This window comes from Pontibacter sp. HJ8 (assembly GCF_054824225.1).
Window position 1 is genome coordinate 1 of the sequence record NZ_JSYF01000018.1, and the last position, 13,536, is coordinate 13,536.

The following is a 13,536-nucleotide window of genomic DNA, read 5'->3' on the forward strand; positions in this document are numbered from 1 at the left end:
ATACCTGCTCGTGCAGAAATTCTCCCCTTGGAAGGGGGCAGGGGTGGTTGGACCCGAAATCGCTTAAAATATGTTGCAGCTTTAAGGCCCCTCCTCCGCTTCTTGGAGAGAACCGGAGTAATGAAAATGCTCCAACAAGTTAACTATAAAACCGTTAAACCACCCAAGCTGTCATTTACCTAACGATTGTTTGGTTTTCAGCTTAAATCCTGATAATTTCACACTACAAACCAATAACACACAATCCTATGCAAACGAAAGAAGTCTATATAATTTCGGCTGTACGTACCCCGATTGGCAGCTTTGGCGGCGCTCTGGCCAGCCTTTCAGCTACCGAACTGGGTGCAGCCGCTATCAAAGGTGCGCTGGAGAGAGCCGGTGTTGACAAAAGTCTCGTGCAGGAAGTGATCATGGGCAACGTATTGTCTGCCAACGTAGGTCAGGCGCCGGCACGCCAGGCTGCTATCAAGGCGGGCCTTGGTTATGAGGTGGAATGTACGACCGTGAACAAGGTATGCGCTTCCGGTTCGAAGGCAGTGATGTATGCGGCACAGGCTATCATGCTGGGCCACAAAGACATTATCGTAGCAGGTGGTATGGAAAGCATGTCCAATGTGCCTTTTTACCTGGACAAGGCCCGTTTCGGAGCGAAATTAGGGCACGGCCAGATGATTGACGGCTTGTTGAAAGACGGCCTGTGGGACGTGTACAATGACTTCCACATGGGCAACGCCGCCGAGAATACGGCCCGTGAAATGAAGATCACCCGCGAAATGCAGGATGAATACGCCACCAACTCCTACAAAAAAGTAGCTGCTGCCACCGAAGCCGGTGAACTGAAAGATGAGATCGTACCGGTTGAGATTCCGCAGCGTGGCAAAGAGTCTGTCCTGATTTCGGAAGACGAAGAATATAAAAAGGTAAACTTCGAGAAGATAGCAGGTCTTCGCCCTGTATTCGACAAAGAAGGAACCGTAACAGCTGCCAATGCTTCTACGCTCAATGACGGCGCTGCTGCCCTGTTGCTCATGAGCAAGGAGAAGGCAGAAGAGCTGGGTCTGAAACCGATGGCCAAAATCCTTGGTTTTGCTGATGCAGAGCAGGATCCGATCTGGTTCACCACCACGCCGGCCCTGGCTATACCTAAGGCGCTCAAGAACGCAGGCGTTACGCCGGAGGAAGTCGATTTCTATGAAATCAACGAAGCCTTCTCGGTTGTATCGATTGCAAACAACCAGAAGTTGGGCCTGGAAGGCGGCAACGTGAACGTGTACGGCGGTGCCGTATCGCTGGGTCACCCGCTGGGAGCCTCCGGAGCCCGTATCCTGGTCACACTCTGCAACGTGCTAGATAAGAAAGGTGGCAAGATCGGTGTAACCGGTATTTGCAACGGCGGCGGCGGCGCTTCTGCCATTGTTATTGAGAAGATGTAATCACCCGTTACGGTATATTTATTGCAGGAAGCCTTACGTTATTCGTAAGGCTTCTTTTTTATACCTTGGCCTGCAGATTAAACTGTTTCTTATACTTTTGATGTTTATTTATGTTAAAGCACCTATGTCGTTAGAGACCGAACTGGCTAAATTCTGGGAATGGGCCGATATGTCGCCCGATACCTATACCGAAAACAGAGGATTAGGCGAATGGGAAGTGGAGTATCCTGGCTGGGAGGAATTGTACAAGGCAGCAAATGAGGCGCTGGAACAGCTCAACAAGGAATTCAACCATGACCTGGCGCAGTTGCTGGTGTATGCACTGGCTATCGACAATGAAGCAGGCGTAGTGCTGAAAAGCGTGGAAGAGAAGCTGGAGAATAAGCTGCGGTTTGTGAGAAAGGCTGTTTATTCTAACCAGCAACAGGCTAAGTGGCAAATGGCTGAATTACTTGGAAACATTGAAGTGGAGGGAGGTGAAAAGATGCTCCTGCACCTGATAAACAGTGAGGGTGACAAGTATGTGAAGAGACGCGCTTTGCTGAGTCTGAGCAAAGTGAATCATGCAAAAGCCATTGAACTGGCGCAGAAATTTTTGAAAGATACTGACCCATTCCTGAAACTGGTTTCGAAAGAGATTATCAAAAAGAAAGTATAACCCTGTACCCTTGTACAGACTGATTTAGTACCTATGTCGAAATTGCTTTCACTCTTGCCTGCTGTTTTACTTTTCAGTTCAATAGCGTATGGGCAGGCCCAGAAGAAAGTCGTGACCTACTACGACGAGTCCATGACTGCGGTCAAGGAAGTCTATTACATCACGCCGGACTCGGCCATAGTGGGCTACTACAACCGCTACTACCCAACCGGTGAGCGGGAAGCATTCGCCAAATTTGTGGAAGGCAAAAAAGACAGCGTATTTACAGAGTTCTACCCAAGCGGTAAACCCAAACTGCAGGTAAGCTACGTGCAGGACCAGAAGCAGGGACCTTTCAAAGCCTTCCACCCGGATGGGCGCCTGCTGCAGGAAGGCAGCTATGACAAGGACCAGCAAAGCGACATTTTCCGGACGTTCTATGCCGATGGCACGATCCGGAAAGAGACGTCTTTTGTAAACGGCTTCCCGGAGGGGCTGGTGAAAGAGTTTTACCCGAATGGCAAACCCAAATCGGAGATCAGCTACAGCAACAGCAAACAGAACGGGCCGGCCAAAACCTATTATGAGAACGGCAACTTAGAGACAGAGGCCAACTATCGGAACGGCATGCTGGAGGGCTCCTACAAAACCTACTTCGACAATGGTCAGTTGGAAACAGAAGTGGTGAACGTAGCAGGCCAGCGAAACGGCAGTTTCAGGAGCTACTACCGCAGCGGCAAACTGAGCACCGAAGGCAGTTTTCAATCCGGCAAGATGCACGGCCCGTCCAAAGCCTACTTTGAGAGCGGCAAACCCCGCAGCGTCATCAACTACCGCAATGGCCAGGTGCAGGGTCTCTCGCAGGTATTTTATGAGGATGGCCACCTGAAGGAAGAAGGCAACTACAGCAACAACGGCGATGACCGTAAAATCACCACCTACTATCCTTCCGGGAATATAAAATCAGAGGAGCAGTACAAGAACAAGCTGCGCACCGGCAACTGGAAAGAGTACTATGATGCGCCCGGAAAGAAAGTAGAAATATCTGAAAACTACACAGCCGATAAGCTTACCGGAGAGCGCCTGGTATACCATGACAACGGGCAGATCAAAGACAAGTATAAGTACGAAAACGGCAAGATCGTCAGCAGCCAGGAGTTCTACCCTTCAGGCAAGCTGCAGTCCGAAACCAGTTACAAAGACGGCCTGCGCTTCGGACCCTACAAGCAGTATTTCGAAGACGGTAAAGTAGAAGTGCTGGGCCAGCATCGCAACAACAAAGCCACCGGCACCTGGAAGTACCACAACCCGGAAGGCAAGGTATACAAGACGATACTTTACCGGAATGGTGTGGTGGTGGAAGAGAAAGAGAAGTAAGATTTCCACAGGTATAGGAAAATCCCCCGCTCTCTCAAGCGGGGGATTTTTTATATCCGGGCTTTGCAGTTTTTACTAAAAATCTAAATCACTATCTTCCGAGCGTTAACAATGTGTATCCCTATGATTTTCCGCGAAGCCACCACCGCCGACATCCCTCAACTCCAGATTGTGCGGCATACCGTCAAAGAAAACACCCTTTCCGATCCGGCGCGGGTAACGGATAAAGATTGTGAGCTATACCTGACGCAACGGGGCAAAGGCTGGGTTTGTGAAGTGGAGGAAGGTATAGCGGGCTTTGCCATTGTGGACCTGCAGGAGCACAACGTCTGGGCACTGTTTCTGCGCCCCGAGTATGAAGGCAAAGGTATAGGCAAGCAACTACACAACATCATGCTGGACTGGTACTTTCAGCAGACAACTGAAACGGTCTGGCTGGGCACCGGACCCGGCACGAGAGCAGAAACTTTCTACCAGAAACAAGGCTGGCGAAAGGCAGGCACTCACGGAAAAAATGAAATAAAGTTTGAAATGAGCCAGGCCGACTGGCAAGCCAAGCGCTAACGAAACACCTAAGTCAGTACATACCTGAACCGACTTATATTACCGACTTTTTAGCGAACCTCTCTCCTTCCAGCGGCTATTACCGGAATCTTTCCGCATAGACGCATCCGCTCATAACCCTATTGATTCGTTCTGCTGGAAAAGCTGTGGTATACAGTAGTTTAAACAAAAGAGGAGGCTTTTATCGATAAAAGCCTCCTCTTTTGTTTACTTGGTTATGTACCCGAATAAACCTTCTGATTCATCATCAGGTCCTGCTGCAAAATAGAGGCGGTTAGGGTCCACGCCGGTCGCAGTGCCAGGAGGAAACTCTATACCCCATAAGCCATCGATGGTAATTGGATCACCGTCGTTTTCTAATTGACCTAAAAATTTCCCGTTGGAGCTATACACATTGATGCGTCCGTCACCAAAGTTTCCGATTAAAATTGCTCCAGGGCTGTTTTTAATAAAGTTTCCGGGTGCCTTGGCTATACCCCATGGAGCATCTAAAGTTCCTCTGGAAGCAAAACGTTTTACAAAAGATCCATCCGGGTTAAATACAGATACAAAGCCATTTCCCATACCCTTTTCTTCTTCACCATCTGCTCCAACCTTGGCATAAAGCACATACAGTTTCCCGTCTATAGCCTGTATATTAAAAGGTGAATAGCCCTGTGGTAAATCCGGGTCCGTGAACTCCATGCCATTTACCTGCTCAAAGTCCTTGTCAAAAACATCGATTTTGCCCATACTGAAATTGGCCCCATACAAGTAACTTTTATTATTAGACACTAAAGCAAGGCCCGTATACACTGCCCCAACTTCACCTGAATCCGCAGAATTGTCAACTACTTTCTCGGCTTGGTCGCCAGCATTCCAGGCCGATATGACACCATCTGTTCCGGCAAAAATAAACCTGGCAGGATTCCCATCCGCAAGCTTAAAATCAGAACTGTTATTGAAGACAATACCTGTAGGGGTACCTCCTGTTGCTGCGTCAGGCGAAGGAATAGCTACAGGAGGTCTCAGTTCTTTGCCTTCAGCATCATATACAAAACTAAGGCCGGTATCTTCGGCATTTATCCAGGCCACGCCAGTCGGATTAAACGTAATGCCCCATGCATTTACTAAACGTGGCTCTATTCTGCTGGCATCATATTCCTCGTTTGTGCTCGCAACCAGGTTCACCTGGTTGTAACTCTCCATGGGAACCGGCTTGTCAGGAAAATCTATGATATCATCCAGAAAATCATCGCAGCCAGTACTTATCAGGGAGAGGGAGAGTGACAAAAAAACAAAAGCAACCTTACCGAAATTAAGGTCACGAACTCTGCAAAATTTTTTTTCCATAAAAGGTAATCTTAAAAATAAAAAAACCATGTTACCATCAAACAAATGTTACCTCTCCCCTCGGGTTGACGTTATAGGATCCGCGTTTCTGTTTTAATAGACCTGTTTTTATAGTGATGAAACGTTCAGGAAGAATAAATAAAATGGAGAGAGAACATGTGCAAAGCATTGCATTGAACCTGGTGCTTTGTCAGAGGGGTAAATTATGGGTGAGTTTATTCTGGAAGTGGGGTTAAACCGGTCTCCGTGTTCCTTTGTATGCACCGAATGAGGACAATAGGACGAAAGGGTGAGTTTAGATAGAGGTTCGCCTCATTTCTTAGGAGTATTAACTCATACGACCTTGCCTAACCCGCAGTTTATAAACTGGTTTCAAAACCCCGTTTGTTGTATAAAATACTACAGGATTCGTTCTGAAAAATAAGTAAAAGGCATCGCAGACAGTGTACAACGTAAAATATACACTGTAATCTAAATGGCTTGGTGTAAAGCAGGTATATAGTCCACCAGCCTATTTTCCTTAACACCTCTACAAAATTGACGCTATCAGGGTTTGCAACAGGAATGGGAGACGAGCTATCCGGTATACCATTTGCAAAAAACTGTATTACAGCAACTTATATCTTTCCTTCCACTGTTGCCTGTTAAACTTCGTATAGACCAATCACGACTTTTAACCAACCTCAACTGACATGCTGGAAGAACTGTGGTATAAGAATGCAATCATCTACAGCTTGGACCTGGAAACCTTTATGGACCTCAACGGCGACGGCGTAGGCGATTTTGAAGGGCTAGCCCGCCGCCTCGATTACCTCAATGCCATGGGCGTTGACACCGTCTGGCTGGCACCTTTTCAACCTTCTCCCAACAAAGACAACGGGTACGATATCAGCGATTATTATGGCGTAGACCGGCGGCATGGCTCAAGCGGCAACTTTGTGGAGTTTATGCACCAGGCCAAAAAGCGGGGCATCAAAGTGATCATCGACCTAGTGGTCAACCATACCTCCGATCAGCACCCCTGGTTTCAGAACGCCCGCAGCAGCGAAGATTCCCTGCACCGCGACTGGTATGTCTGGTCAAAAGAGAGGCCCGACAACTGGGACGAAGGGATGGTGTTCCCGGGTGTGCAGCACTCTACCTGGACATTCGACAAAAAAGCGAAGGCCTGGTATTTTCACCGCTTCTACGAGTTTCAGCCCGACCTCAACATGGACAACCCGGAAGTGCGCGAAGAGATCCGCAGGATCATGGGTTTCTGGCTCGAACTGGGAGTAGCCGGTTTCCGGGTAGACGCTGTTCCGTTCATAATCGAATCCCATGATGCCGGTTCGAAAGAGCATACCCTTAAATTCGAATACCTGACTGAGATGCGTCGCTTTTTGCAATGGCGGCGTGGCGATGCGATCCTGCTGGGCGAGGCCAACGTGCTCCCGGAAGAGAACAAGAAGTACTTTGGGGAAAAGGGAGAAGGCATCCAGATGATGTTCAACTTTTATGTCAACCAACGTATGTTTTATGCGCTGGCCACGGGTGACCTCGGTCCGCTCCGGGAGGCACTGGAGGAAACGCGCACGCACCACCCGGGTGTACAGTGGGCCCACTTCCTGCGCAACCACGACGAACTGGACCTGGGGCGCCTCACTGAGGAGCAACGCCAGAAAGTGTTCGCCCGTTTTGGCCCGGACGAGAACATGCAGCTCTATGAGCGGGGAATACGAAGAAGATTGTCCTCGATGCTGGGCAACAGGCAGCAGACTGAGCTGGCTTATAGCCTGATGTTTTCTTTGCCCGGCACCCCGGTGATCCGCTATGGGGACGAGATAGGTATGGGCGATGACCTCAGCCTGAAGGAGCGGGATGCCGTGCGTACGCCGATGCAGTGGTCAGACGAGTACCAGGCCGGCTTCTCAAAGAACGACAAGCTGGTGCATCCGGTCATAGACGAAGGTCCTTACTCCTATCACCACGTGAACGTAGAGATGCAGCGCCGGGAACCTAATTCGAACCTGAACTGGATGACAGCCCTGATCCGCCTGCGCCAGGAATGCACTGAGATCGGTTGGGGCGAGTGGCAAATACTGGAAACAAACAAACCGGGCGTATTGTGTATGCACTACAGTTGGCAAGGCAGTTCACTGATCATCCTGCACAACTTCGATGAAAAAGCGCACGAAATAATCCTGAACCTGAAGCAGGAAAAAGAGGAGAAGCTGGTAGACCTGATGGTGAATTACGAAAGCAAAACAGACGACAAGGGCAAACATTACATTACGCTCGATGCCTACGGCTACCGCTGGTTCCGGGCCGGAGACCTGAGTCATCTACTGAAAAAGAGCTAGGAGCTATACTACACATGGCTAGGCGCGAGCGAGGACGCTCGCGCCTATAGCGTTAACCTACTGTCCCTGCAGATCAAAATCATCTGTTGGCAACACCTCCACCCGCTTGCCCATTTTTTTCTGGATGATCCTAAAGTGATGTGCATCCTCAGGCGTAATGAGGGAGATTGCTTCGCCGGAGGATCCGGCGCGGCCGGTTCTGCCAATACGGTGCACGTAGTCCTTGGGGGAACGGGGCAATTCGTAGTTGATGACGTAGGGTAGGAACTTGATGTCTATACCCCGGGAGGCCAGATCCGTAGCCACCAGTACCCGCAGTTTGCCGGCTTTGAATTTCTTCAGAGATTCCGTTCTGCCGCCCTGGCTTTTGTCTCCGTGAAAAGCGGCTGCTTCGATTCCATGCTTCTGCAGCTTACCGGCCACGTTGTCTGCCGTCCGGATTGAAGAGGTGAACACGAGCACCTGTTGCATATCGCTTTGCCGGATCAGGTAACGCAACAGCGGCCCCTTCTTTTCGGGTTCTACCTGGTACGCTACCTGAGTGATCAGGTCCGGCACCGAGGCCTCCTCCTGTATCGTGATCTTCAACGGGTCCGACAGCACCTTCGTCATCAGTTCGTCCACATCCCCGCTCAGGGTGGCTGAGAAAAGCAGGTTCTGGCGCTTCGCCGGCAACAAAGCCAGTATCCTGTTCACTTCCTCCTGAAAACCCAGGTTGAGAATCTTGTCCGCCTCGTCCAGCACCAGCACCTCCACCTCCGAGAGCTGCACCGAGTTGCTGGAGAGCAGGTCCAGCAATCTGCCTGGGGTAGCCACCAGCACATCGGTGCCGCTCAGCTTCATCATCTGCGGGTTGATGGAAACGCCGCCATACACAGCCAGGGTCTTCACCTGCCGGTCAAGCCTGGAGCCGAACCCCCTGAAAACCTCTTCTATCTGCACGGCCAGTTCCCGGGTAGGAACCAGCACCAGGGCACGGACATACCTGTTCCGGTTCGTCTTTCTGTGCTGGAACAACTCCAGTATGGGCAGTGCGAAACTGGCTGTTTTACCGGAGCCGGTCTGGGCTATACCTACAATATCCCTGCCCTTCAGGACGGCAGGTATAACTTCTTGCTGGATGGGATAGGGCGAAGTATACCCTTTTTCTTTGATGGCTACTAGAAGCGGTGCTGACAAGCCCAGAGATGAAAACGGCATTAGATTACATTGTTAAAGGCCAGCCAACCTGCCTGGCAGGCACAAAGGTACAAATATTCTGTGCAGCAAGCCCTGATGTATCGCGCCTCCTGTCCGGTTGAAGTATGATCCGGTGGGGTTACCTCCTGCGCGTTCTCCTTTAGCTCCACTCCTGAAGCCTCTTCTAGGTATAGCGGCAAAGGTGGCATCCCGGAAGCTGAGAAGGGGAACCTGGCTTTCTAACAAATTAACAAAACAAATTTTCCACAGGAATAGCACAACAGCTTAGGCAATTAGCTATTTATCCACCGTACTACCCCCTGGAGTTGATTTTTAATTCCTAAATCTTCAAATTACCTTCGTAACCCAAAAACGAGTACCATGATGCAAAACGGACTAAACACAGACCTTCGAAACGACTGGAGCCTGGAAGAAATAAAGGCGATTTACTACAAGCCGGTGCTGGAACTGATTGTGGAAGCAGCCCAGGTGCACAAGCAATACCAGGCTACCGGTGAGGTGCAGGTATGTACGTTATTGTCCGTAAAGACGGGTGGCTGCCCCGAAGACTGTGCTTACTGCCCACAGGCGGCCCGTTTCCATACCGATGTGGAAGTGCACAAGCTGTTGAGCCAGGAGCAGGTGCTGACGGCGGCGCAACGGGCCAAGGCCGGTGGTTCTACCCGCTTCTGCATGGGTGCCGCCTGGCGCGAAGTGCGCGACAACCGCGACTTCGACAAGGTACTCGACATGGTGAAAGGTGTGAATGAAATGGGCCTTGAAGTTTGCTGTACCCTGGGTATGGTGAACGAGTACCAGGCAGAGAAGCTCAAAGAAGCCGGCCTGTACGCCTACAACCACAACCTGGACACATCCGAAGAAAATTACTCGAACATCATTACCACCCGGACATACGACGACCGTCTGGACACGATCGAAAACGTGCGCAAAGCAGGTATATCGGTTTGCTCCGGCGGTATCATCGGCCTGGGTGAGACAGACGAAGACCGCATCGGTATGTTGCATACCTTGTCTACGCTGGTACAGCACCCGGAATCCGTTCCGGTGAATGCCCTGGTACCGGTAAAAGGTACGCCGCTCGAAAACCAGCCGCGCGTGTCGGTATGGGAGATGGTACGCATGATCGCGACGGCCCGTATCCTGATGCCCAAAACCATGGTGCGCCTCTCGGCAGGCCGTGAGCAGATGAACGTGACCGAACAGGCCCTTTGCTTCCTGGCCGGCGCCAACTCCATCTTCACCGGCGAGAAACTGCTGACAACTCCAAACCCGGACTTCGATGCAGACAAAGCCATGTTTGACCTGCTAGGTCTAACTCCACGCAAGTCTTTTAAAGAAGAAAGCCAACCGGTGGTTGGCTAGACACAAGATTTTAGACACAAGACGCAAGATCATTATATTGGTGCATCTGTGAAGAAGTCTTTTATCTAACGTCTTATGTCCAGCGTCTTAAAAAACAAGTTACAGCAGAAGCTGGCGGAACGGGCTGCGCAGGGTAACCTGCGGGAACTCAAAACCACCACCGGCCTGGCTGACTTCTGTTCCAACGATTACCTCGGCCTCGCCCGCAGCGAAAGACTACGGGCGCTGATCCGGCAGGAAGAAGAAAACTATAAACAGCTACCATTGGGAGCAACAGGCTCCCGGTTGTTATCCGGCAATCACGGCCTTTTCGAAGAGCTGGAAGCGAGCATTGCGTCTTACCATCAAGGTGAGGCAGCGCTGCTTTTCAACTCAGGATATTCGGCCAATGTGGGCCTGCTGTCTGCCTTGCCGCAGCGCGGCGATACGGTATTTTATGACGAGGCCAGCCATGCTTCCATGAAGGATGGACTTCGTTTAAGCTTTGCCAAAAGCTACAGCTTCCGGCACAACAACGTGGAAGACCTGCGGCAAAAACTGAAGCGCGCGACCGGCCAGGTATACGTGGTGGTGGAGTCGGTTTATTCCATGGACGGTGATAAGGCGCCTTTGCGGGAACTGGCCCGGCTGTGTAACGAACATACGGCCGCCCTCATTGTGGATGAGGCCCATGCCGTTGGCCTGTATGGTGACAAAGGCGAAGGGCTGACAGTAGCTCTGGGCTTGCAGGACCAGGTATTTGCCCAGGTGATCACCTACGGCAAAGCCATGGGCAGTCACGGGGCAGCCGTGGTGGGCCCGAAGGTGCTGCGCGATTTTTTGATTAACTATAGCAGGGCGTTCATTTATACCACCGGCCTGCCCACGCATGCACTGGTGGCCCTGAAATGTGCCTATACCCTGCTCCCCGACCTGAGGGAAGAACGTGCGCGCGTGCAGCAACTGGCTGCGCTGCTATACCTGAAACTGAACAAACTGAGCGGCATACGCTGCACCCCGGAAGACAGCGTGATATGCTCTGTTTTCCTGCAAGAGCCACAGCAACTCAAAATGCTGGCGGCTGCCCTGCAAAAAGAAGGTTTTGATGTACGTCCCGTCATGCCCCCTACCGTACCGGCAGGTACAGAGCGGCTGCGCGTGATCGTACATGCTTATAATACGGAAGAAGAAATGGAAGGCCTCGTGCAGGTCATAGCGAAAGGTACATGAAAAGATATTTTGTAACAGGCATCGGAACGGACGTAGGCAAAACTGTTGCCGCAGCCATACTGACCGAGGCCCTGCAGGCCGATTACTGGAAACCCGTGCAGGCGGGCGGCCTGGATTTCACGGATACCGACATGGTTAAAAGTCTGGTATCCAACGAAAAATCCGCTTTCCACCCCGAGGCGTACCGTCTCAAGATGGCATCCTCGCCCCATAAAGCAGCAGCAGCGGAAGGGATAGAGATTGATGTGCACGGACTGCAGTTGCCCGACACGCAGAACAACCTGATCGTGGAAGGCGCCGGCGGCCTGATGGTGCCCCTCAACAAGCGCTACCTGGTGCTGGACCTGGTGCAGCAACTGGGTTTGGAGGTGGTGCTGGTGTCCAGGAACTACCTGGGCAGCATCAACCATACCTTGCTCACAGCAGAGGTGCTGCGCTACCGGAAGGTGCCGGTGGCAGGCATTATCTTCAACGGCGAGGAGAACCAGACCTCGGAGGATTTCATCATCAAGTATACGGGACTGCGCCGTTTGCCCTCTATCCGACAGGAAGCTGATTTCTGCCAGGAAGCTGTGGCCGAGTATGCCCGGTCATTTGTGTCGTATTTATAACAGAGGATACATCAGAGAGATACTATATAGCAAGAACTCTACTATAACCAATCAGCTTACCAGGATGAACTTAGCCCAACGCGACCACCACGTCATTTGGCATCCGTACACGCAGATGAAAACTGCGCCACTTCCTATACCTATCGTTCGGGGCGAAGGCGCCCTGCTCTACGCGGAAGACGGAAAAAGCTACGTGGATGCGGTTGCTTCGTGGTGGGTGAACCTGCACGGACACGCGCACCCCTATATTGCGCAGAAAGTAGCCGAACAGCTGCAGACACTCGAGCACGTCATCTTTGCAGGCTTTACACATCCGGCCGCCGTTACCTTTGCCGAACGTTTGCTGCAAATTCTTCCGCAGGGTCAGCGCCGCATCTTTTATTCCGACAATGGGTCTACTGCCGTGGAAGTAGCCTTGAAGATGGCGATCCAGTACTGGCAGAATGTCGGTACACCCAAGAAAAAGATCATCGCTTTCCGGGACAGTTACCACGGCGATACCTTTGGGGCTATGTCTGTGAGCGCCCGCAGTGCCTTTACGGCTCCTTTCTGGTCCTACCTGTTTGAAGTGGAGTTCGTGGATGTACCTATACCTGGCCGGGAAGAAGAAACAGTGAAGCAGTTGGAAACCTTGGCCCGGGCTGAAGACGTAGCCGCTTTTATCTACGAGCCGCTGGTACTGGGAACGGCCGGCATGGTCATGTACAGCCCGGACGTACTGGACAGGCTGCTAGCCATCTGTCAGGAACACCACATCCTGACGATAGCCGACGAAGTGATGACAGGCTTTGGACGCACAGGCCTTACTTTCGCCAGCGATTATTTAGAGCATAAGCCCGACATGGTCACCTTATCGAAAGGCCTGACCGGTGGCACCATGGCGCTCGGCGTTACCTCCTGCAGCACTGCTATCTACGACTCATTTCTGCACAAGGACAAAAGCAAGACCTTTTTCCACGGTCACAGCTATACGGCCAACCCTGTTGCCTGCTCCGCCGGACTGGCCAGCATGGATCTGCTCCTGCAACCCGAGACGCAGCAAAACATTATGCGCATCAGCCGCAGTCACGCTGCTTTTGCTTCAGGTATAGCATCCTGGCCAAACCTAAAACAGGTACGCCAGCAGGGTACCATCCTGGCGGTGGAGTTTGAAGTGGGTGCCACCTCTTACTTCAGCAACCTCCGCGACACGCTTTACAATTATGGCCTGGAGCAAGGAGTGATTCTCCGTCCGCTCGGCAACATCATTTACATCATCCCGCCTTATTGCATCACAGAGGAGCAACTGGACCAAGTATACCAGACGATACGAGGGATGCAGCAGTTGATTCTAGGTTCAGGTTCCTGACAAGAAAGCTCCGGTAATGGTGACAATAGGGCCGTAGCAGGCAAGATGCCCACAGGTTCAGCGCGCCCTACGAAGTCGAAGCTAAAAGCAGCCATTTTAAGGTATAGCCTTACTTCCGGAA

General features: G+C 51.4%; 12 protein-coding genes. 10 read left to right on the forward strand and 2 right to left on the reverse strand.

The features are described from left to right. The 5 genes from OB13_RS00910 to OB13_RS00930 form a co-directional block, all read left to right on the forward strand. A partial coding sequence (locus OB13_RS00910; protein ID WP_461488258.1) for a hypothetical protein occupies nt 1-183 on the forward strand: 183 nt, incomplete at its 5' end. Nucleotides 184-248: 65 nt separating this feature from the next. Continuing rightward, nucleotides 249-1,433: an acetyl-CoA C-acyltransferase gene (locus OB13_RS00915; RefSeq protein ID WP_461488259.1), complete on the forward strand. Its 1,185-nt coding sequence runs from the start codon at nt 249-251 to the stop codon at nt 1,431-1,433. Between the two features lie 124 nt (nt 1,434-1,557). Further along, nucleotides 1,558-2,091 (forward strand): HEAT repeat domain-containing protein, encoded by a 534-nt coding sequence (locus OB13_RS00920; protein WP_461488260.1) that lies wholly within the window; start codon nt 1,558-1,560, stop codon nt 2,089-2,091. Between the two features lie 33 nt (nt 2,092-2,124). After that, nucleotides 2,125-3,447 (forward strand): toxin-antitoxin system YwqK family antitoxin, encoded by a 1,323-nt coding sequence (locus OB13_RS00925; RefSeq protein WP_461488261.1) that lies wholly within the window; start codon nt 2,125-2,127, stop codon nt 3,445-3,447. A gap of 123 nt (nt 3,448-3,570) precedes the next feature. Next, nucleotides 3,571-4,011, forward strand: coding sequence for a GNAT family N-acetyltransferase (locus OB13_RS00930; protein ID WP_461488262.1), 441 nt, complete (start codon nt 3,571-3,573; stop codon nt 4,009-4,011). Nucleotides 4,012-4,218: 207 nt separating this feature from the next. Here OB13_RS00930 and OB13_RS00935 read toward each other — a convergent pair whose 3' ends face one another. Further along, a complete protein-coding gene (locus OB13_RS00935; protein ID WP_461488263.1) occupies nt 4,219-5,343 on the reverse strand; it encodes a TIGR03118 family protein in 1,125 nt (374 codons plus the stop codon). A gap of 692 nt (nt 5,344-6,035) precedes the next feature. On the opposite strand from OB13_RS00935, the gene OB13_RS00940 reads away from it, so the two are divergent. Further along, the gene (locus OB13_RS00940; protein WP_461488264.1) at nt 6,036-7,685 is read left to right on the forward strand and encodes an alpha-amylase family protein; all 1,650 of its coding nucleotides are present in this window, start codon (nt 6,036-6,038) and stop codon (nt 7,683-7,685) included. A gap of 57 nt (nt 7,686-7,742) precedes the next feature. Here the strand turns inward: OB13_RS00940 and OB13_RS00945 are convergent, their stop codons facing one another. Next, complete coding sequence (locus OB13_RS00945; protein ID WP_461488265.1) at nt 7,743-8,885, reverse strand: DEAD/DEAH box helicase; 1,143 nt, start codon at nt 8,883-8,885, stop codon at nt 7,743-7,745. A gap of 360 nt (nt 8,886-9,245) precedes the next feature. On the opposite strand from OB13_RS00945, the gene bioB reads away from it, so the two are divergent. The 4 genes from bioB (at nt 9,246) to bioA (ending at nt 13,415) form a co-directional block, all read left to right on the forward strand. Continuing rightward, nucleotides 9,246-10,247: a biotin synthase BioB gene (bioB, locus tag OB13_RS00950; RefSeq protein WP_461488266.1), complete on the forward strand. Its 1,002-nt coding sequence runs from the start codon at nt 9,246-9,248 to the stop codon at nt 10,245-10,247. Nucleotides 10,248-10,322: 75 nt separating this feature from the next. Beyond that, the gene (locus OB13_RS00955) at nt 10,323-11,456 is read left to right on the forward strand and encodes an aminotransferase class I/II-fold pyridoxal phosphate-dependent enzyme (RefSeq protein ID WP_461488267.1); all 1,134 of its coding nucleotides are present in this window, start codon (nt 10,323-10,325) and stop codon (nt 11,454-11,456) included. Further along, on the forward strand, nt 11,453-12,067 hold the full coding sequence (gene bioD, locus OB13_RS00960; protein WP_461488268.1) for a dethiobiotin synthase: 615 nt from the start codon (nt 11,453-11,455) through the stop codon (nt 12,065-12,067). The genes OB13_RS00955 and bioD overlap by 4 nt, the downstream gene beginning before the upstream one ends. A gap of 64 nt (nt 12,068-12,131) precedes the next feature. Next, nucleotides 12,132-13,415, forward strand: a complete 1,284-nt coding sequence (bioA, locus tag OB13_RS00965; protein ID WP_461488269.1) for an adenosylmethionine--8-amino-7-oxononanoate transaminase — start codon at nt 12,132-12,134, stop codon at nt 13,413-13,415. The last annotated feature ends 121 nt before the right edge of the window (nt 13,416-13,536 follow it).